General features: G+C 59.1%; 14 protein-coding genes, 2 tRNA genes and 3 rRNA genes. 14 read left to right on the top strand and 5 right to left on the bottom strand.

Annotated features, from left to right (window positions below; genetic code table 11):
- Window positions 1–106 precede the first annotated feature (106 nt).
- Window positions 107–1,918, top strand: a complete 1,812-nt coding sequence (locus HZB60_06855; protein MBI5059479.1) for a site-specific DNA-methyltransferase — start codon at window positions 107–109, stop codon at window positions 1,916–1,918.
- Between the two features lie 549 nt (window positions 1,919–2,467).
- On the top strand, window positions 2,468–4,504 hold the full coding sequence (locus tag HZB60_06850; GenBank protein MBI5059478.1) for a CPBP family intramembrane metalloprotease: 2,037 nt from the start codon (window positions 2,468–2,470) through the stop codon (window positions 4,502–4,504).
- 1 nt (window position 4,505) lies between these two features.
- Here HZB60_06850 and HZB60_06845 read toward each other — a convergent pair whose 3' ends face one another.
- Window positions 4,506–5,132, bottom strand: coding sequence for a hypothetical protein (locus tag HZB60_06845; protein ID MBI5059477.1), 627 nt, complete (start codon window positions 5,130–5,132; stop codon window positions 4,506–4,508).
- 260 nt (window positions 5,133–5,392) lie between these two features.
- Between HZB60_06845 and HZB60_06840 the strand changes: the two genes are divergently transcribed.
- Window positions 5,393–7,051 carry an AMP-binding protein gene (locus HZB60_06840; protein MBI5059476.1) on the top strand — a complete coding sequence of 553 codons (1,659 nt, stop codon included), beginning with the start codon at window positions 5,393–5,395 and terminating at the stop codon, window positions 7,049–7,051.
- A gap of 39 nt (window positions 7,052–7,090) precedes the next feature.
- On the opposite strand, the gene HZB60_06835 is transcribed toward HZB60_06840, so the two are convergent.
- On the bottom strand, window positions 7,091–8,302 hold the full coding sequence (locus tag HZB60_06835; protein ID MBI5059475.1) for an MFS transporter: 1,212 nt from the start codon (window positions 8,300–8,302) through the stop codon (window positions 7,091–7,093).
- 161 nt (window positions 8,303–8,463) lie between these two features.
- Between HZB60_06835 and HZB60_06830 the strand changes: the two genes are divergently transcribed.
- Window positions 8,464–9,459, top strand: a complete 996-nt coding sequence (locus HZB60_06830; protein MBI5059474.1) for a D-2-hydroxyacid dehydrogenase — start codon at window positions 8,464–8,466, stop codon at window positions 9,457–9,459.
- A gap of 2 nt (window positions 9,460–9,461) precedes the next feature.
- On the opposite strand, the gene HZB60_06825 is transcribed toward HZB60_06830, so the two are convergent.
- On the bottom strand, window positions 9,462–11,123 hold the full coding sequence (locus tag HZB60_06825) for a S8 family peptidase (protein MBI5059473.1): 1,662 nt from the start codon (window positions 11,121–11,123) through the stop codon (window positions 9,462–9,464).
- Entirely contained in the window at window positions 11,120–11,977 is an 858-nt protein-coding gene (locus HZB60_06820) for a hypothetical protein (GenBank protein ID MBI5059472.1), read from the bottom strand. The genes HZB60_06825 and HZB60_06820 overlap by 4 nt, the downstream gene beginning before the upstream one ends.
- A gap of 320 nt (window positions 11,978–12,297) precedes the next feature.
- Here HZB60_06820 and HZB60_06815 point away from each other — a divergent pair, with 320 nt between their 5' ends.
- The 10 genes from HZB60_06815 (at window position 12,298) to HZB60_06770 (ending at window position 25,565) form a co-directional block, all read left to right on the top strand.
- On the top strand, window positions 12,298–13,884 hold the full coding sequence (locus HZB60_06815; protein MBI5059471.1) for a T9SS type A sorting domain-containing protein: 1,587 nt from the start codon (window positions 12,298–12,300) through the stop codon (window positions 13,882–13,884).
- A gap of 616 nt (window positions 13,885–14,500) precedes the next feature.
- Window positions 14,501–16,417, top strand: a complete 1,917-nt coding sequence (locus HZB60_06810; protein ID MBI5059470.1) for a T9SS type A sorting domain-containing protein — start codon at window positions 14,501–14,503, stop codon at window positions 16,415–16,417.
- A 421-nt stretch (window positions 16,418–16,838) separates the two neighbouring features.
- Window positions 16,839–18,368 (top strand): 16S ribosomal RNA (locus HZB60_06805).
- A 169-nt stretch (window positions 18,369–18,537) separates the two neighbouring features.
- Window positions 18,538–18,611 (top strand) — tRNA-Ile (locus HZB60_06800).
- An 85-nt stretch (window positions 18,612–18,696) separates the two neighbouring features.
- Window positions 18,697–18,769: transfer RNA gene (locus tag HZB60_06795), tRNA-Ala, on the top strand.
- 366 nt (window positions 18,770–19,135) lie between these two features.
- Window positions 19,136–22,051, top strand: a 23S ribosomal RNA gene (locus tag HZB60_06790).
- 362 nt (window positions 22,052–22,413) lie between these two features.
- Window positions 22,414–22,530 (top strand): 5S ribosomal RNA (gene rrf, locus HZB60_06785).
- Together the 16S, 23S and 5S rRNA genes with 2 tRNA genes alongside form the textbook arrangement of a ribosomal RNA operon.
- A gap of 55 nt (window positions 22,531–22,585) precedes the next feature.
- Window positions 22,586–24,070 (top strand): hypothetical protein, encoded by a 1,485-nt coding sequence (locus HZB60_06780; GenBank protein ID MBI5059469.1) that lies wholly within the window; start codon window positions 22,586–22,588, stop codon window positions 24,068–24,070.
- A 111-nt stretch (window positions 24,071–24,181) separates the two neighbouring features.
- Window positions 24,182–24,688, top strand: coding sequence for a hypothetical protein (locus tag HZB60_06775; protein ID MBI5059468.1), 507 nt, complete (start codon window positions 24,182–24,184; stop codon window positions 24,686–24,688).
- 322 nt (window positions 24,689–25,010) lie between these two features.
- Entirely contained in the window at window positions 25,011–25,565 is a 555-nt protein-coding gene (locus HZB60_06770) for a hypothetical protein (protein MBI5059467.1), read from the top strand.
- Window positions 25,566–25,727: 162 nt separating this feature from the next.
- Here HZB60_06770 and HZB60_06765 read toward each other — a convergent pair whose 3' ends face one another.
- Complete coding sequence (locus tag HZB60_06765) at window positions 25,728–26,870, bottom strand: HD domain-containing protein (GenBank protein ID MBI5059466.1); 1,143 nt, start codon at window positions 26,868–26,870, stop codon at window positions 25,728–25,730.
- Between the last annotated feature and the right edge of the window lie 29 nt (window positions 26,871–26,899).

The following is a 26,899-nucleotide window of genomic DNA, read 5'->3' as shown; positions in this document are numbered from 1 at the left end:
CCAATCGGGAGAACGGGGTTTCCGGCGCGCGTGATTTGAGATCGGCCTCACATTTTTTCGGAAGGGGCACATGCAGACATGTGCCGCCAAGGAGTATCTCCCCCCCATGAACACTCTTTACTACGGCGATAATCTCGATGTGTTGCGGCGGTATGTGAAGGACGAGACCGTCGATCTCATCTACCTCGATCCGCCGTTCAAGAGCAATCAGGATTACAATGTGCTGTTCAAGGAGGAATCCGGCGAACGCGCGGCGGCGCAGATTCTCGCGTTTGAGGACACGTGGCACTGGGATTCGGCGGCCAGCGCGGCATACGAGGAGATGGTGACGAAGGGCGGCAAGGTCTCGCAGGTCATGCAGGCGTTCTACACCTTCCTCGGCGGCAACGACATGATGGCCTACCTCGCGATGATGGCCCCGCGCTTGGTCGAGCTGCGGCGCGTGCTCAAGTCCACGGGTTCAATCTATCTGCACTGCGACCCGACCGCGAGCCATTACCTCAAGCTGTTGATGGATGCGGTGTTTGGGCCTGTGAACTTTAGAAACGAGATTAGTTGGAAGCGACAAACGGCGCACAGTGATGCCAAGACCAAGTTCTGTGACGTGTGCGATTCAATTCTGTTTTTTGCCAAGTCACCTAATGCGCGGTTCTTCCCGCAATATGGTCCTCACGACCCCGTGTACGTAAAGAACTTCTATCGACACGATGATGATGATGGGCGTGGGTTGTACCAATTAGCAGATATGGCAAGTCCGAACCCACGGCCCAACATGATGTATGAGTGGAAAGGGTTCCATTGGCCTGACAAGGGGTGGCGGTACGAAAAGGATACCATGAAGAAATTGGACGGTGAAGGAAGAATCTGGTATCCGAGGAACTCAGGAGGGAAGTCTGTTCACACCCGTCGTCCGCGCCTGAAGCGCTATCTTGTTGAGCAAGAAGGTTCAATTGTAACCAATGTCTGGACCGATATCATTCCCCTTCACCACGTGAGCGCAGAGCGTCTCGGCTACCCCACGCAAAAGCCCGAAGCGCTCTTAGAACGTATCATCAAAGCGAGCAGCAACGAGGGCGATGTGGTGCTCGATCCGTTCTGTGGTTGCGGCACCGCCGTCGCCGTGGCGCAGAAACTCAACCGGCAGTGGATCGGAATCGACATCACGCACCTCGCGATCACGCTGATTAAGAAACGGCTGAAGGATCAGTTTGATGCGCAGGCAAATGCAACCCCCCCCGCCCCCCCAAAACAAAGTTTTGGGGGGGAGAAGACGTCGGGCCTTCCCCCCAAATCTTCAAATTTGGGGGGAATTGAAGGGGGGTTAATTCGGGACCACTCGCAACCCCCCCTGCCCCCCCAAATGAAGACATTTGGGGGGGAGAAGACGTTGAATTTCAGCGTCATCGGCGAGCCCGTCTCTCTGGAAGACGCGCAAACGCTGGCCGAGCAGGACAAATACCAATTTCAATGGTGGGCACTGGGGCTCGTGGATGCGCGGCCCGTCGAGCAGAAGAAGGGCGCGGATCAAGGCATCGATGGCCAACGCTATTTCATCGACGGCAAAGACCGCCACACCGAACAGGTGATTTTCAGCGTGAAGGGCGGACATGTGACCGCTTCGCAGATTCGCGATCTGGTCGGCGTGGTCACGCGCACGAAAGCCGCGGTGGGTGTGCTGCTCACGATGGAACCGCCCACCAAACCGATGCGCAAGGAAGCCGCCGACGCGGGCTTCTATCACAGCGATTGGCTGGACACCAAACATCCGAAGATTCAGATTCTCACGATCGAAGAGCTGCTCAGCGGCAAGCAAATCGATCTCCCGCGCACGGCCTTCATGCCCGCCAGCGATGCGACGTTCAAGAAAGCCCCGAAGACAAGGCAGAAAGGCAAGGGGAATGAGGAGATGGATCTGTAGAGGCCGATTGCATCGCCCGTCTTGCGCTGCTCTTGGCGGCACTTGTCTCCAAGTGCCCCAATCGGGGGAGAGATTGCGCGGGCGAAATCGTTGGATCGACCTCACATTTTTTCAGAAGGGGCACATGCAGACATGTGCCGCCAAGGCAATCATCACCGCCGAGCCGGGTTGAGTCCGCGCAACCCGGCCGGAATCGGATAGCTTCTTGGCGGCACTTGTCTCCAAGTGCCCCAATCGGCGGAGAGATCGCGCGGGCGAAATCGTTGGATCGACCTCACATTTTTTCAGAAGGGGCACATGCAGACATGTGCCGCCAAGGCAATCATCACCGCCGAGCCGGGTTAAGTCCGCGCAACCCGGCCGGAATCGGATAGCTTCTTGGCGGCACTTGTCTTCAAGTGCCCCAATCGGGGGAGAGATTGAGCGCGCGAAATCGTTGGATCGACCTAACATTTTTTCAGAAGGGGCACATGCAGACATATGCCGCCAAGTCAATATTTGAGCAACACGCCGGCACAGGTGCCTCGGCGATAATCCTCAATTAGCTTTATGCGTTTCGACATCATACGCACGATTTGGCTGAAAGAGCTGCGCGATCTGTTCCGCGACAAGCGGACGCTGTTTGTCACGCTGATCCTGCCGTTGCTGCTCTATCCGTTGCTGCTGGTGGGCGTTTCCCTGCTCACGATCTCGCAGATGGGCAAGCTTGAACGTCAGCAGTCGCGGGTGGTCGTCGTCGGCGGGGAGGCGGCCCCGGCTCTGTGCGCGCGGATTGATACGATGTCAGGCGTGCGACTGGTCGAGGACGCGGACTGGGAGGCGGGAATTCCGGCGAATCGGGTAGACGCGGCGCTGCGAATTCCGCCGGGTTTCGACGACTCCGTGTTTTTCCATCGACACACGCAAGTCGAGCTCTTTCATAACAGCAGCCGCGACGTCTCGGTGCGAGCGAAAGAACGGCTGACTCGGGCCGTCGCTGCTTACCGGGAGGATGTGGTCAGAAGCCGGCTGGTGGAATTGCGCGCGGATACGACGCTGCTGGAGCCGTTCGGGATTTCGCAGAACAACCTCGCCACCGCCGAGCAGAAGCAGGGTACGGAGGTCGGGAAGTTGCTCGGTTACCTGCTAATCATCATGACGTTGGCCGGTGCATTCTATCCCGCGATTGATCTCACGGCGGGAGAAAAAGAGCGCGGCACGATGGAGACGTTACTGGTCTCCCCGGCCGCGCGTTCCGAAATCGTATTTGGCAAGTTTCTGGCGACGGTCACGATGTCGATGACCACGGCCACACTGAACATCGCGAGCATCGGCGCCACCATGCTCTACGCAGTCAGCGTGATGGGCAAGAGCGCCAGCGCCTTTCCTGAAATTGTGATCAACCCGGCCAGCTTGCTCATGGCGATCGGGTTGATCCTGCCGCTGTCGGTCATGTTCTCCGCGATCTGCATGGCCATGGCGGTGGGAGCGCGTTCCTATAAGGAAGGCCAGAGCCTGCTCACGCCGCTCTATTCGATCGTGCTGCTGCCCGCCATGTTTTCACTGTTGCCGGGTACGGAGATGTCGCCCCGGCTCGCGGCGATTCCGATTGTCAATATTTCATTGCTGATCAAAGAGTACATGGCCGGCAACTATTTGTGGCAGGAGACCGCGATTGCCTTTGCCAGTACATCGATGCTGGCGGTCGCGGCGCTGTTCTGGGCAGTCAGTCAGTTCCGGCAGGAGTCGGTGTTATTCCGGCATTCGGAAGCGGTGCGTTGGTCGCCGTTCCGGGGTCCGAGTAAGCTGGCGCAGGCGGCCGACGCGCTTCCCACGGCCGGTACGGCGGCGATGCTTGTCGCGGTCGAACTGATCCTGTTGTTCGCGATATCGGGGATGGCGGCGGAGCGACTGATGCTGCGGTCGATTCTCATCAGCCAGGGCGCGATTCTGATTCCACCGCTCTACGTGCTGTATCGCGGCCGGTACAATTTGCGCGCGGTGGTGAAGCTGGTTCCCCCTGCTCCGGCCGCGTGGCCGGCGGTGGTGTTGACGATCGCCGGCGGCTGGTTGATTTCCGTTCAGCTGGCGTCGCTGCAGAATGTGGTGATGCCATTTCCGCCGGAGTTTCTCGAGCACTTTCTGGAGCTATTTGAGTCGCTGAACGCTCAGCCCGTGTTCGTCGCATTGTTGCTGCTGGCCGTGCTGCCCGGCGTAGTCGAGGAGTTTCTGTTCCGCGGGCTGGTGTTGCGCGCGTTGCTGCCGCGGTTTGGTCCCGGCGGGGCGATTGTGTTCACGGCGGTTGCGTTCGGGCTGCTGCATCTTGATCCCTACCGTCTGTTGTCCACCACGTTTCTCGGATTGCTATTGGGCTACATGGCGTGGTCAACGGGTTCGTTGTTTCCCGCGATGCTTGCGCATTTCGCGAACAACGCGCTCTCCTTTGTGGTGCAGAAGTACGGGGACGCCGCGCCGTTTCTGGGTCCGCTGGACGAGGGGTTGACGGTGTGGCTGCCGTGGTACCTGCTCTTGGCGGCGCTGGCGGGTCTGGTGGTCGGTCTGCTCTGGTTGAAGTCGATTCGGGAGCGGAGTGTGCGGCCAATTTGAGCTATTCGGCGGGTCCGGCTTCTTCGATCTCCGCTTCGCGCCGAATCGCTTTCGCGCTGATTCCGTGGTGGCGGATTTTGAGTTGCAGGCTGCGGCGCGTCAGACCGATTCGGGCGGCGGTGCGGGAGATGTTTCCGCGGTGAGCGCGCAGGACCTGGGTCAGCCATTCGAAATCGAACAGGTCGTGCGCGCGCGTGTAGTCGGGCGGGTAATCGACGCGATTGATGAGGACGTGATTGCGCGCGCCGCGTGTCGCTCCGGTTGGCGGCGGCTCGCTCATCAGGGTGGTCACGATCGGGTTCAGCTCGCGCACGAAGTCGATGGTAATTTCGGCGTCTTCGGAGTCGCCGCGCAGGGCGCGTTCGTCTTGGGGACTTTGGCCGCGGAGGAAGAATACGGGCGGTTTGACCGGGAGATTCTGGACGAGCCGGAGCAGCTCGGCTTGCTCGTGTGTGGATTGCAGGCCGCAGATGGCGACGATGCCGAGCTCGGATTGTGCGGTATGGATCGCGGCTTCAGCGACGGTAGAGCAGGGGGCGACCTTTTGTTCGGCGCGGAGGAGAATCAGCTCATAGGTATCTCGGATTCGAGTGGGGGCGCCATAGAGGAGAATCAGTTTCTTTGGCATAGGGCCGTTCCGGTGGACTGTTGGTGATCGAGTTGCGTCGCCATTTCGAGTCGGGTGATTCGCAGGCGACTGCTCACCGGGAGATACAACACTTGTTCCACTGCCACACGTCGGAGGTTTGACCGGCTGAATATTGAAAACGTTGAAGTTGTCGGACTCTCGTCATTCATGCCAAATGCAATGCTTCGCAATCAAGCGTTAATTCGACGCCGGAATTCGATAACAAAGCGTTATCCTGTGTTAAACATGGTACCTGTCCATTGATTTCCGCACTGCCAGCCACCGAGACCATTGCCGCGCTGTTGAACCACGCTGCGCAGGAATGGCCCGATCGTCCGTTCCTGCGGGTTCGCACCGGCGAGACGGTTACGGATCGTACGTTTGCGCAGGTTCGTGCCGCCGTCGCCGCGCTTGCCCTCGAGCTGCGCCGGCTTGGTATTCAACCGGGTGACGGCGTCGCACTCGGTTCCGAGAACAGCATCGAGTGGGTGGTTGCCTATCTGGCGATTACGTGCAGCCGCGCCGTGGCGATTCCACTCGACTCACAGGCCGCACCGGGGGAGATTCTGCACGTGTTGGAGCGGTCTTCCGCGAAGCTGCTGCTGCACTCCCGGAAATTCGCGGACGCGCTGGCAACTGCCGGGCGGCCCGTGCCGTGCGCGACGCGGCTGTTAACGCCGCTGGAGCTCGACTCGCCGACAGGCGCCGGGGGTGACGACGTGCTCGCCGCGGCTCCCGAGGACTTGGCGGTCATCCTCTTTACCTCCGGGACCACGGGCTTCGCGAAAGGTGTGATGTTGACGCATCGCAATTTGGTCAGCGACGCGGTCGGTTCGGCGGCGCGGCTGACGATCTTCGCGAGCGACAATCTACTGCTGTTGCTGCCGCTGCATCACACCTATTCGAGCACGGTCAACATCCTCGTCACGCTGCGCGGGGGCGCGCACGCCACGCTCGCGACCAGCTATAAGTCGCGCGACATCGTGGATGACATCCGGATCGGTCACGTCACGATTCTGCCCGGAGTGCCGCAGATTTACGAGAACCTCATGCTCGCGATTCAGCGATCAGTCAGCGCAGCCCCGCTCCTGAAGCGTAGCGCCGTCAGCCTGTTCGGCTCCATCGCGAGGATGGGATCGTATGTCGGTTTGAGTTTCGGCAAGCCGCTGTTCGCTTCCCTGCGCGCCAAAGCGGGGCTGTCCGGGATTCGCCTTTTTGCGTCCGGCGGCGCCTCGCTGCGGCCGGAGGTGAATCGTTACTTTCGGGAGCTCGGTTTTGATCTGATTCAGGGGTACGGATTGACGGAGACCTCGCCGGTCTTAACGTTCAATTCGCCCGCGGCCAACCGGATCGGTTCCGTCGGTCGCGCGATTCAAGGCGTGGAGCTGCGCATCGACCGTGCCGATGCGAACGGAATCGGCGAGATCTGCGCGCGCGGGCCGATGATCATGCGCGGCTATTTCGACGATCCGGAATCGACGGCCAACGTGCTACGCGACGGTTGGCTGCACACCGGAGACGCGGGCCGGCTGGACCGCCGCGGCTACCTGTACATCACGGGTCGCCTGAAGAACATCATCGTCACGTCGGGCGGTAAGAATATCTACCCCGAAGAGATCGAGTCCCGGCTCGATCAGTCGCCGTATGTTCTCGAATCGTTGGTCTTCGGCGTTGAGCGGCAGAAGGGTGGCGGCGAGGAATTGCGTGCGCTGATCGTCCCCGACCTCGCCTCGATCACAGCGCTTCGCGAGAGCGGTACGGACGTGGATATCGCGGCTGAAATGAAAAAGACCGTGGACGATTATAACGCCACGGTCCCGGTCTATCGTCAGATTCGCCGCTGGCAGATTCACGATACGGAGTTCGAGAAAACCGCGCTGCGCAAGATCCGCCGCTTCAAATACACATCGCTGGAGTGAGGCCGCGCCTTGGTCCCGGCGCACTCGACAGCCGGGGAATCAGCTCGCGCCCCGGAGCTCCCGGACCTTCCAGCCCAGAGCGCCGACGACGGTCGCGCTGACCCCTATGATCGCATAGAGCTGCGCGATGGGCACGACTTCGGCCAGGATTCCGGTGAGCGCACTGCTGACCGCCGACAGCCCCACGACCGTCAGATAGACCAGGCTGAAGACCCGGCCCTGATAGTGCGCCGGAACCTCGGTTTGGATCAGCGTCGTTCGCGGCACGAGAATGAACGGCACGCCGATGGAGTGGAAAAACCACAGGCCGAGCACGACGTACAAGTTGTCGGTGAAGGCGAACGGCGCGAAGGTGATACCGTCGAACATCAACGCCCAGAGCAGAATTCGTCCGCGCGGAAATTTCGCGGCGACGCGCTGCACGAGCAGACTCCCAACAATCATCCCGAGCGCGAATGCTCCTTGAATCGCGGCGTAGGCTTCGGGTCCGCGCTGCAAGTGCTGCTTGACATAGATCGGCGTCCCGACCAGCGCCGGACCCATGATGAACACGTTGTCCACCGCGGTGATGAGCAGTAGGCCGCCGACCAGTCGGTGCGCTTTCGCATAGGCGAATCCGGCGCGCAGCGATTCCCACGGTGTGGCGTGTGCGATGGCGGGCCGCCCCGGCGGGCGGGGTTTGAGCGCGAACAAGCAGGCCATCGACACGAGGTAGGTCAGCGAGTTCACATAGAACAAGTCCGGTGTCTCCGCTACACTCAGGATCAGCGCGACCAGCATGGGTCCGGTGAAGTAGGCGAAGCCGAACGATGCCTGCAGCAATGAGCCCGCGCGCGTGAGTTCGCCGGCCCGTACGACCGACGGCACGATCGAATCGCGGGCCGGTACGAACGCGGTCGTGAACAGGTTGGACGCGAAGGCGAGCATCCCGAGCCGGAGGCCCGTGATTTCACCGGCGTAAAAGAGCACGGGGATCGCGGCGACGAGGATCGCCCGCGCGAAATCGGCGACGATCATCACGCGCTTTCGATTCCAGCGATCCACGAGCGTTCCCGCCAACGGTCCGAAGAACACCGCCGGCAGATATTGCGAAAGCCCGATCAGTCCGGTGGCGGTCGGCGACCCGGTCAGGTCGAGAATCATCCACATGATCGCGACTTGATAGAGCGACTCGCCGACGGCAGAAATGAAGCCTGCTCCCCACAGCGGCCACAATCCTTCCGGTACTCGCCGTATGTGCCCAGTGGTCATGAACCTATCTTGGAATAGCTGTGGAATCAGGCAACGTGGCTTCAGCCCGTTGTTCCGGACGCTCTGTCATAGGGCTAAAGCCGCCTTGCCTCGCCGAAAGTGGCGGCAAATGCTGTTTCAAGATCGGTTCATGCGATACTTCAATCCACGCACGATATGCCATGAGTGAGAATATGAAGAAGGAGGCGATAACCATCGTCTCCTTTTCTACACAGAATCCGGATCGTCAGTCCGAGCTCAGGGCCGGGGTCGCCCGGCTGCTTGGCGCGCGGCCGCATCAGCTGCTGTTTCCCCGGGACGATGCGGAGGCGGTGCTTGCGCTGGCCGCCGCCGAAATCATGTTGACGTGGAAGTTTCCGCCGGAGCTGTTCGCAGCCGCGCCGCGGCTCCGTTGGCTGCATCTGAGCGGTGCGGGGACGGAACACGTGTTAACGCCAGAGGTTGTCGCCAGTGAGATCATCGTGACCAACTCACGAGGCGTGCATGGCGCGTTCATGGCCGAATGGACACTCGCCGCGCTATTCTACTTGAGTCAACGGTTTTCCGAGATCGAGCAGTGGCGACACGACCGCGACTGGAAGGGGCACAAGGATCAGGTTCAGCGATCGCGCTTTCTGCTGCGCGGTCGTCGCGCGTTGGTCCTGGGCTATGGCGAGGTCGGAAAATCGGTGGCCGCGCTGCTGCACGCGGTGGGGCTGGAGTGCGAGGCGGTCGCGACCACCGCGCGGCAGGCCGCCATCCCGGTGCACGCTCCGGATTCGCTGCCGTCGCTTCTGCCGCGTTGCGACGTTGTCGTCGTCGCGCTGCCGCTGACGGAACGGACTCGCGGGCTGATCGACGGCGGGTTTCTGTCGTGCATACGGCCCGGCTCGCTGCTGGTGAATATCGCGCGCGGGAGGATCGTTGACGAGCCTGCTCTGATCGCGGCCTTGAATTCCGGCAACTTGGGTTACGCCGCGCTCGATGTATTTGATACCGAGCCGCTTCCGCCGGAGTCCCCGCTCTTCAATCTGGCCAATGCCTTCCTCGCGCCACACGTGTCCGGGAACTTCCCGAGTTACTCGCAGGACGTGAACGCGCTGTTTCTCGCCAATCTCCGTGCGTACATCGCGGGCGAGCCGCTGCAATTCGTGGTGGACAAACAGCGCGGTTACTGAATCTATTTCAGCACCACAATCCGCGTCACGACGTCTCCGTCGGTTGAGCTGAAGCGTGCGAACAGCGCCCCACTCGTCAGCGTGCCGGCGTCGATGCGCTCGCGCCGAACTCCCGGCGGCCAGTCTCTCCTTTGCGTCTCGAATATACGTCTGCCGAGCAGATCATAGATCGCCAACGTCCCACTCGTCGCGCGTTGCAGGGTGAGCTGAACCGTGACCTCGCCATTAACCGGGTTCGGATAGGCGGTAAGCAGAGCGGGGGAGTGCGGCGTCATGGCCGGTGGGCGATCCGCGGCGACATTGTAGTCGAGAGCCGCCGGACCGTTCACAATTCCCCAGCCGAGTTCATTGTCCGGGGTCGTGGCATTGGATGCCGTGGCTTTCATTGCCTCGCGTACTTGCTGCGCCGTCCAATCGGGATGCGCCTCAAAGATCAGCGCCGCCACTCCGGCCGCAATCGGCGCGGAGAGCGACGTGCCGCTGATGAAGAAGTAGCGATCCACGGCTTCCGCCGAGGCACAAAACACATCCAGTCCCATCGCGCAGACGTCAGGCTTGGTGCGTCCATCGGCGGTCGGCCCGCCGGATGAAAACGCCGCCAGCACGCCGAAGCTATCCACCGCGCCCACGGCCAGAATCGAGTCGGCATCGGCGGGCGTCCCCACGTAGAACCATTCGCGTGCCCGGTTGTTTCCGGCGGAGGTGACGACCAGAATGCCGTGGCGTGCGGCGATCACGGCGGCCTGCGAGGTCACGGCGGTGCGGCCGTCCAGGTCGTCGTTCTCGTACCAGAGAATGTAGCCGAGACTTGATGATGTCAAGTCCGCGCCCATGCTGTCCGCCCACTCGAGCGCGGCCACGTAGTTGTCCTCCTCCGATCGAATCTCGTCGGCGATCCACTCCGTCTTTGCGATCATCACACTCGCCCCGTAGGCCGGACCCACCAGCAGGCTGTCACGAAATCCCACGGCCGTGCTGAGCGTCGCGGTGCCGTGGTTCTGTTGTCCGGCGGTATCGAGACCGGGTTCGTCGCCGACATTTGCATCGTTGAAAACAAAATCACGCGTGGCGACAACATTCAAGTCCTGCAGTGACTCATGCGCGAGCATGCATCCGGTATCGAGGAAGCACATGAGTACACCCTGGCCTGTCAACCCGCGTCCGTGCATTTCGGGGACACCGCAGAGCATGTTTTGCCAATCGGAGAAGCCATAATTCGGCACATCCAGCGGCTGCCGCTGTTGCCGCTCGGATTCCAGCGGGTGTGCCTCAGGCCGCAAGCGAAAAGCCTCCACGCGATCGACGAACGGAAGTTGCATCAGCTGTGAAATCTGCACCGGAGTCGCTTCGCAGCTCACCGCGTTCAGCCATTTGCTGACATGTCTGAGCCGGACTCCTTGAGCTTCGACCTGCCGCAGGTAATCCGCGCACACGGGCAGATCGCAGGCGTCCGCGAGCGGCACGTGATTGCGAATGCGTCGTTCGCGCGCTTTCGGCGTGAGACTCCGCTCACAAGCGTCGATGGCGCGCCCGCGCAACGCACCGTCAAGTTGTTTATCGACGAAAAACACCCAAACTCGCGCTCGCACCGGTTCGCTTAAGGCGGTGCGCGCCGGAGCGGACACGACACCGAGGAGGCTGAGCAGTAACAGGAGCCGGATCATCGTCCGCCTCGCTTTCCGTACCGATAGACCAATCCCGCCGACCAGCGGGTCAATCCCGTCCCAGCCGTCGGTGCATCCCAGCCTGCTTCAACGCGCCAGCCCTCCGTGAGCGTCCCGATGGCAAGGCCGAACGTAACACGATGCACGTTGTCCCAGATGTAACCGCCGCGCAACGCAGCGTAGTTTCCGACCTCAAGATCCGCGCCGATGTGCGACGAGGTATGCCGGAATTTCCAACTTTGTTGGAGCGGATCGCTGCGCCATTCATAGGCAACGGCGACTCCGCTCTCATGCCGGTATCCGGTGCCCGCGCGCAACCGTCGCGGAATCAGATCGCCGGCGCCGCCGACGGCGCGTTCGATCTGCGCACCAAGTTGATAGCCGCCGAAGTTTTGCAGCACGCTGACATCGGCGACCGCCAGGCGTGAGACTTCGGGGCAATCGTTTCCGCCGGAGTTCACCGGGAACCGGAATACCATCCCGAGATTCAGCCCGCCCGCTGGACTGGCAGCCATGCCGGCGTAGGGCACGGTCCACTTGCATTCTCCCTGTCGCACCAGCCCCTGCGCCCAGATTCCGGTGCCGAAGCGGCTGCCGCGATCAGTTCCGGGATTGACCATCGCCGCCGTCATGAAATCGGTTCCGCGCTGGGTGGCCGTAGTGAAATGCAGATCGTACCCCATGCTGGTTTGCAGACCGATCCCGGCGGGGTTCAGGAAGCCCGCCTGCGGGTCGTCGGCGAGGGCTACGAAGGAACCGCCCATGGCCATGACGCGGGTGTTCTCCGGTTGCAGGATCAGTTCGCTCCCCAGTGTCAGCGCGGGGAGCAGCAAGAGTAGGATAAGCAATAACATGGCCATAAGTTAGCGATTCCGCCACTGAGTTGCAAGGAACAGGGATCTGGGGCACAATCCGATGCGTCCCGGGACCGGCAGGGGGGGTAGAGACCACCCTGCGTGGTGGTCCGGCTTGTCATGGAGCACGACGGCGCGGTCGGGCCATTCCGGTGCTTGACATTACCGGTTTTGCGCAGTAGATTCAGGTCTGTCCCGCTCGCAAGCTTGAGGCCCTAACCGTGCTGTTCCCGCTCATGCCGAACCTCCACCGGATCCGATTCCTCAACACCTTGCTGCGCTCTGCGGCGAGGTGTTTTTTGTTTTTGTGGGTGATGGTCATGCCTCTGGCTGCACCGGCACAGTGGAGGAGCGATCCGGCGGCGCATATCTTCTACGAATGGCCCGCCGGGGTTAACTTGGACTTCTGCACGGACGGCTTGGGTGGAGCTTTCTTCACCTTCGCGATCGGACCGGGCGATTACTATGTCGGCCATATCAACGCCGACGGCTACCAGACCATGTCCACGTTCGGTCTGTACGAGCACCTGCAGGAGTTCGAGCCGTTTCCGCACTGGAACTGGTCGGTGAAGCTGGTGCCGTCGCTCCCTGGGACCGTGATCGCCATCGGCGACCGCGAGAACGGAGATTTCACTTACGACGGCATTGCGGTGGTTAAGTACGATACTGTCGGAGTCGCCGGGTTTGGCAGAATCATGGTGACGGACACGACGCTCCACTTTGACGGTGCGGAGCGGGTTTCCGATCAGCAGGGAGGCGTTCATTTGACGGGCCGTTCAGGGGACTTGCAGGACTACTTCTACAACCACCTAAGCAACTCGGGAATCTGGCGCTACAACTGGCCCGGATATCACATCTCGCATCGGGGCGGCGGCCATCCCGTTCAAGACGGGTACGGAAGTGCAATAGTCGAGTGGATGGGTCCGTCCGAGTGGCCAGACCCTCCAGGCGGAGCGATTTGGCAACACATGGATGTGGGTGGGAATGCCCTTTGGGCACCGGAGGGGCGACGGGTTCGTCAAGTTGGTTACTACAGCGGCATAGCTTTCCTCCTCGAACCCGGACGGTTGTTCTCTCTCGCTGACAGCCTTTACGGCGACATCAACGGCCAGCGCGGCTATCGCCTTTTTCTCAACGACACCAGCGGAGCAGATCTGTGGCCGGAGTATGGCGTGCGCCTCGGGCAAGATGACAGCAGTCAGATTGGCGGCGAACAGTTCGTGCCGGACGGGCAGGGCGGATTCTTGTTTAACAGAATTATCGTGCCCTACGAAGCTTACCAGGTCGAGCGCTACAATCGTGACGCTCAACTTATCGCCGTCAGTGCTGGGTCACTGTATGATTGGATCCACCTCGGCGATGGCATTGGTGGCGGATATGGTCACTCGTATGAGACGTCTGGGGGGGGCACGAGTATCGTGATCCGGCGCTACACACCGGAACTGGAACTCGCTTGGTCCGAGCCGACGACAGCACTTGTCTCGGATTCGCCGCTAAGTATGCCACGGTACCTTGTCACTGCCGACCACCGATTAATCGGTGTGGCAAGCTTTGATCTCGGCTTTGAATTTTATAACGTGAATCCCGATGGCAGTCTTGGACCACGATTAGCTGTCGGCCGTGAAGCTCCAGCCTTGGTGGAATCGATGCAACTCGTCGCTTATCCGAATCCGTTCAACAGCACGATCTCCATTGCCCTAAGGCGTGACCGCAGAGACCCCGTGAACATTGTCATCTACGATGTTCTGGGGCGAATCATCACCGTCAGTCCACTGCTAACCGGCAATGACCTTCGCTGGTCCTGGGATGCGCGGCACGAAGCCACTGGCAACTACTACGTCACCTTTCGATCGAATATAGAACCCGTAATTGCACCTACCACTCGGCGAATCCTGCTGGTGCGTTAGGCGCGAAGAACATTATCAGGAGGATTCCGCGAATACTCGCGCCATCGTCGTTGCGAATCGTAAGTTCGAGGGTCTGGAGACCCGCGACCGCGAACGACGGCACAGGGCCCGTCGAACGCGGGGCTTTTCGCCCGATGGGGCACATGCAGACATGTGCCGCCAAGGACGCGCAACTTCAACGGTTTCCGGACGGGTTCCGCGCGCGAACTCGTTCGCGTGGTACTTGGGAATCGAGCGCTAACCTGCTTCGGCGAAAAGGGTCGGACTAAGTCGCACTGCCGTGCGACCCTACGAAGTCAGGCCACCGCGAATGTACTCTCGGTGGTCCTTCCGCTGCGAAGACTTGTGTCAGGATGACGGACTTCCGCAGCCGCGCGCAGATGCGCGGCGATTCGGCTTCATCGATTATCTCTCATCTATCGGTACACGCGTGCGATGCAATCTGCCCCACCATCGGGCTTTCATCCTTCATCCCTCCCGGCTTCCCCACCCGCCCCCCCGCTGCAGCGGAGGGGAGTCGGACAATTCACTGTTCCTTGTCCCTTCTGCCTTGACATTCCCACGCTACCGCCGTATATTTCTTAAGCTACGCCATTCTGTCCGAGGACATCCTGTCATGCCGTTGCGACTTGCATTGCTTACCCTGTTTTGCGCCACCTCCACCTTTGCCGCCGCCACCCGTGCCGTGACGACTGAGCGGGGGCTGTTCATCGAATCCTATGCCGGGGAGTTCGCCCGCGGCCCGGTCCGCGTAACGGTTGACGACCCTTCGGTATTCTGGTCGCGGAATCTGGCGACGGGGATCTTTAATTCGACGTCGATCACGGACTCGCTCTACTGTTACACCGGGTCGGGACAAAATGCTCCGCGTGAGGCGGCGCAGTATCTGGTCGATGGCGACGGGACACCGGTGTTAGCACTGGAAGGGTTGGAATGGGAAGTTGCCTCGCAACCCGATGGTCCGTACTGGGCGGCGATTGACCGAGACGCCGCGAACTTCAACACGCTCTATTTCATGCGCGACGACCTTCCGGAGCCGTTGTGGCAGTACAACCTCGGCTACGGCTACGTCGGCGGGACGCGCTGTTTGCAGTTCTCGAATGACGGCAGCACGCTCGCGCTGTTCTTCGGTCAGCTCGATCAGCAGCCGCCGTATATTTTCGCGTGGGACGTAGCGGCACAGGATTCCAATCCACTGTGTGCTTATCTTGTGGAAGCGGGACAGGGCGTTTCCGCGCGGGCCATGTCCGTGAGCTTTGACGGCGCCTTGATCGCGGCCACGGCGGACAATTTTATTCATGTGGTCTGGCGCGATTCGAGTACGGCGCGCGATGTCGTGCAGATCGATGCGTCCACCGACGGTCTGGCGATGTCGGCGGACGGCAATTGGCTGCTGACTGGATTCCAGGCCGTGCGCTGTCGCCAATGGGATGGGGAGCATTATGTCCAGCGCTGGAGTTCCGGTTTGAACATGCGCTTCTGCGGTCAACTCCTGATTTCGCCCGATACGACCTACGGGGTGAGCTGCTGGTATGCCCAGACCTATGATCGGAACTACATTCGCGTTCATGATCTGCAGACCGGTCAGCCGCTCTGGTCCTATCAATACCGGCAGGGGACCGGCTATCAAGACTTGCCCATCGATGCGGACGTCTCGGAGGATGGGAATTGGTTTGTCGTGGGATCGTGGGGCGATCAGGGCGAGCAGAATGGTGAAGCGGTGGTGTTCAACCGCTGGGTTCCCGAGCCGTACTTTGAGCTCGATTTGCCCGGCTCCTGCTTCTCGCTGGATCTTAGCGCGGACGGCGAGTTTCTGATTGCCGCGGGCAAGCACGTGCACGCCAATGTGTTTGGCAATGGCGGCGATGCGTACGTAGCGTGGCTGGATTTGCCGACGACTGCATTGCCGGGAGCGGATTCGCTTGCGGGTTACGACGAACGGATCTGTTTCTGCGTCGATTCGGTGACAATCCAGATTCGTGTGTGGAACCACGGTTACGCGCCGGCGACACTGGACACGTTGATCATCGACATCGTCCCGGATGACGGCGGCCAGTTCTTCGACTATTGGGAAGATCTGGGCCAGTCGATTCCGCCCGGTGACACGCTGCTGGTTAGCCTCGGCTACACCCACTGTCTGATGGGATTTCCGATCAACGCCGGGCCGTATTACCTCCACTGGGTACTCGGAACGGACACGGTCACCACGGAAATCACGTCGCTGGACGTGCAGACCTGCTCGGGCAGTGACGGGCACTTTGTCTCGCCGCCTTCGTCCTACGGCCTTTCCGCCTACCCTAATCCGTTCAACTCGACGACGAATCTCGAATATTCGTTGCCGTCCGCCGGAGCGGTGGACCTGCGATTGTTTGATATTTCTGGCCGCGAACTGGAAACCTTGACCACCGAGCTTTTACCGGCCGGTACTCACCGGATTTCACTGAATTTCATCGAATACGCATCGGGGGTGTACTTTGCACAGTTGTCCAGCCAGTTCGGCGTGCGGACGGAAAAGCTTCTGTTGTTGAAGTGAGATTCGGGCGAAGTGGAGACGTAATTGGTTGAAGTGGCCTCTTCAGGATTGAGTGTTTCTGACCCATGCCTCTCTTGATGACAGGGCGAGTTGTTCATGTAAGTTATTTAAAATATGGAGTTAATGTGTTTCAATGCTATGAATAGTTGGTGAAGAAGGTTTAGCCGGGGGGTTGAAACGGTTGGAAAAGGGCTTGACAGTCTGCGTGCAAAAGCCTAAATTAGGCTTCCTAAAACGGAATGGCTGGGTCACCAGCCGGTAGCCGCGTCGGCGGCGAGGATTTTTGGTTTGTCGCCGATGAAGGCTGCTTTTGCTCTTTGACAAGAAGGAAATGTGCGTGTCCGACGAGAAGGCGAACAACACTTGTCGGAAGGTCCTTGAATCAATTAGTTGGACAATAATCTCTGAAGTATAAACTACAACGGAGAGTTTGATCCTGGCTCAGGACGAACGCTGGCGGCGTGCTTAACACATGCAAGTCGAACGGGCTATAGCAATATAGTTAGTGGCGAACGGGTGCGTAACACGTGACTAATCTGCCCTGGAGTGGGGAACAACGGAGGGAAACTTCCGCTAATACCGCATATTGAGCGTGGCTCGCATGGGCCGTGCTTGAAAGATTTATCGCTCCGGGATGAGGTCGCGCCCCATTAGCTTGTTGGCGAGGTAACGGCTCACCAAGGCGACGATGGGTAGCTGGTCTGAGAGGATGATCAGCCACACTGGGACTGAGATACGGCCCAGACTCCTATGGGAGGCAGCAGTGAGGAATATTGCGCAATGGGCGAAAGCCTGACGCAGCAACGCCGCGTGAAGGATGAAGGTGCTTTGCATTGTAAACTTCTGTAGGGAGGGACGAATAGCCATTCTGTGGCAATGACGGTACCTCCAAAGTAAGCACCGGCTAACTCCGTGCCAGCAGCCGCGGTAATACGGAGGGTGCAAGCGTTGTCCGGATTTACTGGGTGTAAAGGGCGTGTAGGCGGAGGGATGTGTCGGGAGTGAAATCGTGCGGCTTAACCGTATCAATTGCTTCCGAAACTGTCCCCCTTGAATGCCAGAGGGGCAGATGGAATTCCTGGTGTAGCGGTGGAATGCGTAGATATCAGGAAGAACACCGGTGGCGAAGGCGATCTGCTGGCTGGACATTGACGCTGAGGCGCGAAAGTGCGGGGAGCAAACAGGATTAGATACCCTGGTAGTCCGCACCGTAAACGATGGTCACTAGATGTCGGGGGATTCGACCCCTTCGGTATCGACGCTAACGCATTAAGTGACCCACCTGGGGAGTACGCTCGCAAGGGTGAAACTCAAAGGAATTGACGGGGGCCCGCACAAGCGGTGGAGCATGTGGTTTAATTCGATGCAACGCGAAGAACCTTACCTGGGCTCGAAGTGTGATGTAAACTCGTGAAAGCGGGGTATCCCTTCGGGGAGCGTCATATAGGTGCTGCATGGCTGTCGTCAGCTCGTGTCGTGAGATGTTAGGTTAAGTCCTGCAACGAGCGCAACCCTTGTCTTTAGTTGCCAACAGGTTAAGCTGGGAACTCTAAAGAGACTGCCGACGTCAAGTCGGAGGAAGGTGGGGATGACGTCAAGTCCTCATGGCCCTTACGTCCAGGGCTACACACGTGCTACAATGGCCGGTACAGAGCGTCGCAAGACCGCGAGGTGGAGCAAATCGCAAAAAACCGGTCTCAGTTCAGATTGCACTCTGCAACTCGAGTGCATGAAGTTGGAATCGCTAGTAAACGCGGATCAGCAGGTCGCGTTGAATACGTTCCCGGGCCTTGTACACACCGCCCGTCACACCATGGGAGCCGGAAAGACCCAAAGGGCCTGAGCCAACCGTAAGGAGGCAGGGTCTCAAGGTCGGGCCGGTGACTGGGGTGAAGTCGTAACAAGGTAGCCGTATCGGAAGGTGCGGCTGGATCACCTCCTTTCTAAGGAGTATTTGACCGCGAGGTCAAAGAGGTCGAAGCCTTTCGACAGACGTTCGCATTTAGATCGGCCGCACATTTCCCTTCTTCTATATTTCCCTTGCGGAATCGCGCGACGACTCCGCCGCGGCGCACGTACGCGTGTGCCCGGATTGGAAGCGCCGCGAACCGCATTTTTTTGGGCCTGTAGCTCAGTTGGTTAGAGCGCACGGCTGATAACCGTGAGGTCACAAGTTCAAGTCTTGTCAGGCCCACGGAAATCAACCGGCACCCCTCATCGTAGGGGCCGATTGCATCGTCCGCCTGTCGGCCACGATGCGAACGCCCGGTGTTGAGATTGGGGCGTTAGCTCAGCTGGGAGAGCGCCGGCTTTGCAAGCCGGAGGTCATCGGTTCGATCCCGATACGCTCCACGATGGTTGGAGCGTTGTTGTTCCCTGCCCGTTGGGTTTGGGGGCGCGGGATTTTTCGATTTTCGTTTTTCTGCATTTCGATTTTTTTTCGTACCTCCTCCCGTCTCTTAAATGGCGGGATGTGAGTGCCGGGGCACAACCGGCATGTGATCTTTGACAATCGGAAGTGTACTTCGTTAGCTACCCAGCTAACGAATGTACGGGCAATTAAATCTCGAGAGACAAATCAATCTAACGACTTGTAAGAAAGTCGTGTTTGGAGTTTTTCAGACACGGTTTTTCTGATCAATGTTCGTGGGTGACTAGAAAATAGCTGAGAGCTGCTTGGGACGATTTGATCGTTCTACCGGTTTAAGCGGAAAGATTTTCGGTCAAGCTACTAAGGGCGTTAGGTGGATGCCTTGGCACAGATAGGCGATGAAGGACGTGGTAAGCTGCGATAAGCGTCGGAGAGCTGCAAACAAGCGTAGATCCGGCGATGTCCGAATGGGGAAACCCGGCGAGGGTCATGCCTCGTCACTCCGCAAGGAGAGCAAACGGAGGGAACTGAAACATCTAAGTACCTCCTGGAAGAGAAATCAACCGAGATTCCGTCAGTAGCGGCGAGCGAAAGCGGAACAGCCTAAACCTGCGTCGTGAGAAAGCTTTGAGGCGTTGCGGCGTGGGGGTCATGGGATCGACATGGATGGCTCAAAACATCCGAAGAAGTTACCAAAGTTGCGAATAGCCGAAGGGTCTGGAAAGGCCGGGCACAGCGGGTGATACCCCCGTAGGCAAAATTCAAAACTCTTCTGTCTCAATCCCGAGTAGGGCGGGACACGTGAAATCCTGCTTGAAGTTGGGTGGACCATCATCCAAGGCTAAATACTCATCTGTGACCGATAGTGAACCAGTACCGTGAGGGAAAGGTGAAAAGCACCCCGGGAGGGGAGTGAAATAGTACCTGAAACCTGACGCTTACAAGCTGTGGGAGCTCCGCAAGGAGTGACCGCGTACCTTTTGCATAATGGTCTGGCGAGTTGCTCGTCACTGGCAAGGTTAAGGTTCTCAGAACCGGAGCCGTAGCGAAAGCGAGTCTGAATAGGGCGCAGAGTCAGTGGCGGCAGACGCGAAGCCGGGTGATCTACGCATGAGCAGGCTGAAGTTGGAGTAACATCCAATGGAGGGCCGAACTAATTCAGGTTGAAAACTGATTGGATGACTTGTGCGTAGGGGTGAAAGGCCAATCAAACTCGGAGATAGCTCGTACTCCCCGAAACATATCGAGGTATGACGTCTGGGGTTAAGTGCCGGAGGTAGAGCACTAGAAGGGTTAGGGCCGTCACAACGGTACCGTCCCCTACTAAACTCCGAATACCGGACACTGGTATCCAGGCAGTCAGCCCACGTGAGATAAGTTGCGTGGACGAAAGGGGGAGAACCCAGACCGCCAAATAAGGCCCCCAAGTGTTGCTTAAGTGGGAAAAAGAGGTGGATCAACATAGACAACCAGGATGTTGGCTTAGAGGCAGCCACCATTTAAAGAGTGCGTAATAGCTCACTGGTCAAGCCGATCTGCGCTGAAAATCCGCGGGACTCAAAGCAACCGCCGAATTTGCGGGACTCGAAAGAGTCGGTAGGGGAGCATTCCATCGCCATTGAAGCGGCCACGCGAGTTGCCGTGGAGGTTATGGAAGTGATTATGCCAGAATGAGTAGTGTTAAAACGGGTGAGAAACCCGTTCACCGTAAATCTGAGGTTTCCTGAGTAAAGTTAATCTTCTCAGGGTTAGCCGGCCCCTAAGCCGTAGCCGATAGGCGAAGGTGATGGGAAACGGGTTAAAATTCCCGTGCCGCCGAAAGTCCGTTTGTACGATGGGGTGACGCAGGAGTGAAAGGAGAGCCGGCTGCTGGATGCCGGTTTAAGGTCGTAGGCTGGTCGCGTAGGCAAATCCGCGTGGTCAAGGCCGAAAGCCGAATAGGAGGACTTAGTCCACAAACTCTCCCTAATCATGCTGCCAGGAAAAACCTCTAAGGAGGATTGAGGCGACCGTACCGCAAACCAACTCAGGTAGATGAGGAGAATATCCTAAGGTGCTCGAGAGAACCATGGCCAAGGAACTCGGCCAACTAACTCCGTAACTTCGGAAGAAGGAGTGCCTGCGCAAGCAGGCCGCAGTAAAGAGGCCCAGGCGACTGTTTACCAAAAACACAGGACTCTGCTAAGTCGCAAGACGACGTATAGGGTCTGACACCTGCCCGGTGCTGGAAGGTTAAGGGGATTTGTTAGGGGCAACCCGAGGCAATGAACCGAAGCCCCAGTAAACGGCGGCCGTAACTATAACGGTCCTAAGGTAGCGAAATTCCTTGTCGGGTAAGTTCCGACCTGCACGAATGGTGTAACGATCTGGGCGCTGTCTCGGTCATGGACTCGACGAAATTGCAATCTCAGTGAAGATACTGGGTACCCGCGGCAGGACGGAAAGACCCCGTGGACCTTTACTCTACCCTGACACTGATGTTTAGCTTCGGATGTGTAGGATAGGTGGGAGGCTTTGAAGCCGGCGCGCCAGCGTCGGTGGAGCCAACGTTGAAATACCACCCTTCTGCTGTTGAATGTCTAACCCAGCCGTAAGGCGGGAACACTGTCAGGCGGGGAGTTTGACTGGGGCGGTCGCCTCCCAAAAGATAACGGAGGCGCCCAAAGGTTCCCTCAGCACGGTCGGTAATCGTGCGAAGAGTGCATAGGCATAAGGGAGCTTGACTGCGAGGCAAACGAGCCGAGCAGGTGGGAAACCAGGGCTAAGTGATCCGGCGGTGGAGTATGGAATCGCCGTCGCTAATCGGATAAAAGGTACCCCGGGGATAACAGGCTTATCGCCGCCAAGAGTTCACATCGACGCGGCGGTTTGGCACCTCGATGTCGGCTCGTCACATCCTGGGGCTGGAGAAGGTCCCAAGGGTTTGGCTGTTCGCCAATTAAAGTGGCACGCGAGCTGGGTTCAGAACGTCGTGAGACAGTTCGGTCCCTATCCGCCGTGGGCGTAGGTCTTTTGAGGGGAGCTGTACTTAGTACGAGAGGACCGGTATGGACGAACCTCTGGCGTACCAGTTGTCATGCCAATGGCACCGCTGGGTAGCTATGTTCGGAACGGATAAGCGCTGAAAGCATCTAAGTGCGAAACCGACCCCAAGATGAGAAGACCCTGAAGACCCCTTGAAGATGACAAGGTTGATAGGCCACAGATGCAAGCGCCGAGAGGCGTTCAGTCGAGTGGTACTAATCGGTCGTTCGGCTTGACCGGTTTATTTTTTCTTTTCGCATAAACCGTCGATCAAGTCGTCCCATGCAGCTTTAGCTGTTTTTGATTCATCTAAGTTCGATCAGGTATCTCCCTGACGAGCCCTTATTGTCTGACGATTCGTCGTCACTTCCGATTGTCGTGGTTTTGTGTGCGGGCAGAGTGGCACAGCGCCGTCCCTTGGGGCGGGCTGCGGTGGCCATGCCCTCACGCAGTGAGTCGCGGCTTGCTGTTCGACTTCCGGACATGGACCTGTAATCGGGCCAGGTGGAATCGCCAAGCCGCAATGTTTGTCGCGTGGGCATGCCGGACGGTCCTGCCCCTTGGGTAGGATCTTCGCGGCAGAGACCCCACGCCGTGGGTTTCCGCTGACCATAGAGCAGGGGTCACACCTCTTCCCATTCCGAACAGAGAAGTTAAGCCCTGCATCGCCGATGGTACTTGGCGGGCAACTGCCTGGGAGAGTAGGACGTCGGCGGGTTTTGTTTGAATGAGCCCTTGACTATCAAAAGTCAAGGGCTTATTTTTTTGCTCCCATGAATCTGAAGCCGAGACTGGCGTATGGCTACTTGTGGATCGCGGCGGCGCTCTACTGCTTGCAGTATGTTCGCTGCCTGTGGATTCCGCCCAGCTACGACGATTGGGGGATGATCGAATTGGTGCGAACCCAATCGGCGGGCGTCGGCTTCATCGAGGGGCTGTGGCGGGTATTTGTGGCTCCGCTCGGGATGTTCTGGCGGCCGTTTCATGTGCTGCCATTCGTATTGGTCTCAGGCGAGTCGCTGGTTTGGGTTCAGTTGTCCAAGTTGATCGCGGTTGTCGTGCTTGGGTTTGCGATGGCGCGCTGCGCGGAGTCATTCGGGTTCAGTGCGACAGCTGCCTCCCTGACGGGAGCTGACTTGCTCCTGCATCAGAGTCAGGTGTTAGGCGGCGAGCCGGATCTGATGGGGGACGTCCTCTGCTCGCTGGCGGTGGTGATGGCGGTCCACCTGAGCGCACGGTTTGACGGATGCAAGTTGCGACTTTGCCCCTACTGGATAGGTGTAGCCGCGATCACAGCGATGGCCTGCCTCGGGAAGGAAGCCGGAGTCGTCGTACCGCTCATACCGGCCGCCTTCGTGATCGTTGGAACTCGCCGGGGACCACTGCGTCAAGTCACTCGCGGGCATTTGACGGCGGCGGTTTCCGCCGCCGTCGCCGTGATCCTCTACCTGTTGATTCGCTTCGTGCTGCAGGAGCTACCGTTCATCGCGGACTCTTCACACGTCGATTACCGGTTTTCGCTGGGGTTGAACATCCCGCGAAATGTCGCCCTGATGTTCGGGGCCTTAGCGTGTCCGGTTTCCACGATTCGCGTATTTGTTGAAGGCGGCTGGATCCTCGGCCTCGCCGTCTCGCTGACCTTGTTAATCGCGCTGCTCGCCGGATGCGGAATCTGGCGCGCGTACCTGGCGGGTCGCGGCAGACAGATCGCGATCCTCACAATACTGTTCATCGCGGTTCAGGGTCCGTCCTTGCTGTTCGCACATGTCAATGAGCGGAATCTGACTCGTTCGCTTTCGTTGGGCATACTGCTGTTGGCGATCGCAGCGAACGCCCTGTGGTCTGACGCATCGAAGCGACGTCGGGCGCTGCTCATTGGCCTGTTCGGGGTTTGGCTGGGTCTGTCACAGGCGGCGATGGCGGAGAAAGCCGTGGCCATTGTGCGAATGCACGAACGTGCGAGCAGGTTCATGGACCAGGTACAGCAGTTGATGCCGCGGCCACCGGATCGAACGGTGATCTTCGCCGCGGAGGACGCACCACCCGGCTACTCGGAGTACGATCAACCATTCTGGCAGCACCTGCCGGGCACGTGCGACGTGGGATTGCGTTACCGCTATGGAGAGCCCGGTTTTCGTGCGGACTTCTATGTTGTAAGTTCTCTCGATTCGATTTCGGATGGGCGACCCGACCCGGATTTCTGGGTAAGCGTGGACGGGTTAGTCAAGGTACCTCCGCGAGGTGACAAACAGGAATGAACAGTCTGAGCACCCCGGGCGCCGCGGCGTCAGTCTCCGACCGGCCGGTGCGCTGGCCGCGCGTACTGCCCGTTGCAGTTGCCATCGCGGGCGCAGGGACCCGTGTTCTTCATGCCTCATCTGACCGAGGCCGACTTAGTGAGGTCGCTCGCTCTCGGTTCGATCGCGGTAGCACTTTGCTTGAAACCGCTATTGTGTGGCTGGGATCATCGATCGAGGTTTGTCTTCATCGCAGCCGGCCTCGCAGTCTGGTTCGCGTTTGATCTTGCGGCGGTGTACGACAAGTCACGCGACATCGTGCGTTCGCAGACGCGGAATGACCGCTTTCGGCGTGAACTGCTGCGGGCGATACCGTCGCCAGCGGAAGATAAGCTCGTGATCGCGGTCATGGACCCCGGCTACAAGGGAGACAGTGTCTATCGTCGGCCGTTGCTTCAGGATATCAAAGACGGCGAGGTCCCCTATGGCGTGATGTGCGCGTATAGCGGCCAGAAAGCATTAGTTTCGTACCTCCTCGTGCGGACGGAGGCGGAAGCGATTGCCCGCGGAGCGGCTTGTTTGGTATTGGACCGCGGCGCTGTTCGGACCTTTGGTTCGGCTTCATCCGAGAGACCATGAGACGGCAATTGGAGACGCAGTTGGGTGACCGGGGTGGATGCATGGATCCGACCATCGGCTGCTCCTGACGCACTACGCGCTAAGACATAAACACATATAATTAATAACTTTAGATGTTGGTCCTTCTCTGTATTGCGAGGCGGACAATATTATTCGTGAGTTCTTGAATTTCCCGGTAATAATGAGTATTATACAGCAATGTATAGCATGGGCCGAGGTAGGAACACCCCGCGGGTTCATGCGCCATGGCTCGAAGTGACAGGGTTCGGCCCGTCGGGCCGAGAACGAGGAATCCACTTTGGAACAGAAGGAGGCAAAGAGGATGCGGAGCTATTTAATCGGTGTTTTGGTAACGGCGTGCGTCTGTAGTCTGGTGTTCGCCGGCGACTTGACCACGGTGAAGCCTGGCAACAACGTGTTCAAGATGACGACGACCGGCGAGCGCACCGGCCTGTGTGGTTGCACGAAGGAGTTCCCGGTGAGCGATAAGTCGCCGTCGTTGTCCGCCGAGGGCACCGACATGTACTGCTGTTCGCCGGAGTGCCACGACCACGCGTCGAAGGCAACGAAAGAAGAGTCTACGGCGATGATGGCCACGTGGAAGAAGGCGTGGGATCTGAAAGTCCCGGACCTGTGGGCGAATGCCAAGGAAGTGGAAGACAAGGAAGGCACGAAGATGGCCACGTGTGCCTGTGGCAAGAAGTTCACGGTGGAGACGAAGACCCCCGTCATCCTTGAGAACGGCGTGGCACTTTACTGTTGCAGCGACGCCTGCCACACGCAGCTGACCAAGATGTCGGCGTTGGACCGCTACAAGGCGGAGCTGGCGCTGATTAAGGCTGCCCCGGCCGTGAAGCAGGAATCCAAGGGCGACTAAAGCAGACGCGAATCCGCCGGCGAACCGGCGGCATGTTTGTGGTTCGACGGGTAGGTCGCGGGGCCTGCCCGTTTTGCGTTGGGCGACGCGGTCGCGGGCTTGCGATTGGGGGCGGGAATCTCTATCTTCTGCGGGAATCCGGGATTGGGGGGCGGTTCGGGGTTAAACCAGCGAAATCTGGACTCCGGGATGGCGGTTCAGGTCAAGAATTCGCGGGGTCTGGCGAGCGCCGCGCGGATCCCAGATCATCAGCACTTCGGGTTTGCGGAAGTTGGTGCCGGCGCTGCGCCGGACGACACCCCGGCAGCCCGGGGCGAAGTGTGCGTCGCCGACGGTGACTTCGATGATGGAGCCGGCGGGGTAGATGTTGATCAGCTCGCATGCTTTGGAGACGACCGCCCGATTGTAGAGTGATCCGGCGCCGCGCACGAGGCATTCGCACGCCTTTGCCGGGGACATGGGCGGGACCTGCAGATCGCCATTGATGAGATTGTCGTAGGCATTGGCGACGGCGAGAATCTCGGCCATCCGGAAGATCTCGGACGGCCACACGACGCGGGCTTTGAGCGGCGCATCGTTGGACGAGGTGAGTTTGCCGGGATAGCCGCGGCCATCGGGTTGCTCGTGGTGCTGGCGGATGGCGGCGAGTTCGAGCGTGGCGTTTTGCGCGGTCTTGGAGACGATCAGCGCACCGGCGTCGGGATGCAGATGCAGTTGCCTGTGTTCTTCAGGATTCAGGTCGCGCAATGGCCGGTTGATTAACGCGGGAAAGACGTGTTTGCCGAGGTCATGCAGCATGGATGCGGTGCCGAGCACGATCAGTTCATCGGGCGAGAAGTGGAATGCGCGGCCCAGCATGATCGCCAGAATCGAGACATTCAGCGCGTGCTCATAGCTGCGATTCAGGTAGTTGCGGACGAGCGGCGTCTCGAACGTATTGACGTTAAGCTTGAGCAGGTCGTCGATGGTGGTGTGGATGACTTCGCGGAAGCTCTGCAGTTTGACGGCGTTGGAATAGCGGTCGTCATACTGCAACACGGTCATGACGTCCTGCCCCGCAAGGTCGGCCAAGTCGGCGATGTTCAGCAGGTCGTCGAAGGTGCGTTTGAGCAGTTTGTGGGTTTTGCGCCGGGTCAGATCACTTACCATTTCGGCGGGTACGATATCTTCGGTTCCCGCTTCATCGACATACACATCCTGAACTTCCAGAATGACCAGCCGGGAAATGGCTTTCATATCGAGCACGAGTCCGGCCGCGGCGATGAGTTCGAGCTGCTCATCGCAGATATCGCGGGCGATCTTCATCCCGGGTCTGAGGTCTTCAGTTGAACAGA

This window comes from candidate division KSB1 bacterium (assembly GCA_016214895.1).
GTDB lineage: Bacteria > Electryoneota > RPQS01 > RPQS01 > RPQS01 > JACRMR01.
The sequence above is the reverse complement of the archived record's forward strand: the minus strand, read 5'-3'. Positions and strand labels throughout refer to the sequence as shown.

What these genes read in the sequence shown, in the direction of transcription:
- HZB60_06775 (MBI5059468.1), top strand. Translation starts at nt 24,182, where the DNA reads ATGCCTCATCTGACCGAGGCCGACTTAGTGAGGTCGCTCGCTCTCGGT.
- HZB60_06770 (MBI5059467.1), top strand. Translation starts at nt 25,011, where the DNA reads ATGCGGAGCTATTTAATCGGTGTTTTGGTAACGGCGTGCGTCTGTAGT.
- HZB60_06855 (MBI5059479.1), top strand. Translation starts at nt 107, where the DNA reads ATGAACACTCTTTACTACGGCGATAATCTCGATGTGTTGCGGCGGTAT.
- HZB60_06780 (MBI5059469.1), top strand. Translation starts at nt 22,586, where the DNA reads ATGAATCTGAAGCCGAGACTGGCGTATGGCTACTTGTGGATCGCGGCG.
- HZB60_06810 (MBI5059470.1), top strand. Translation starts at nt 14,501, where the DNA reads ATGCCGTTGCGACTTGCATTGCTTACCCTGTTTTGCGCCACCTCCACC.
- HZB60_06815 (MBI5059471.1), top strand. Translation starts at nt 12,298, where the DNA reads ATGCCTCTGGCTGCACCGGCACAGTGGAGGAGCGATCCGGCGGCGCAT.
- HZB60_06825 (MBI5059473.1), bottom strand. Translation starts at nt 11,123, where the DNA reads ATGATCCGGCTCCTGTTACTGCTCAGCCTCCTCGGTGTCGTGTCCGCT.
- HZB60_06820 (MBI5059472.1), bottom strand. Translation starts at nt 11,977, where the DNA reads ATGTTATTGCTTATCCTACTCTTGCTGCTCCCCGCGCTGACACTGGGG.
- HZB60_06845 (MBI5059477.1), bottom strand. Translation starts at nt 5,132, where the DNA reads ATGCCAAAGAAACTGATTCTCCTCTATGGCGCCCCCACTCGAATCCGA.
- HZB60_06830 (MBI5059474.1), top strand. Translation starts at nt 8,464, where the DNA reads ATGAGTGAGAATATGAAGAAGGAGGCGATAACCATCGTCTCCTTTTCT.
- HZB60_06850 (MBI5059478.1), top strand. Translation starts at nt 2,468, where the DNA reads ATGCGTTTCGACATCATACGCACGATTTGGCTGAAAGAGCTGCGCGAT.
- HZB60_06835 (MBI5059475.1), bottom strand. Translation starts at nt 8,302, where the DNA reads ATGACCACTGGGCACATACGGCGAGTACCGGAAGGATTGTGGCCGCTG.
- HZB60_06765 (MBI5059466.1), bottom strand. Translation starts at nt 26,870, where the DNA reads ATGAAGATCGCCCGCGATATCTGCGATGAGCAGCTCGAACTCATCGCC.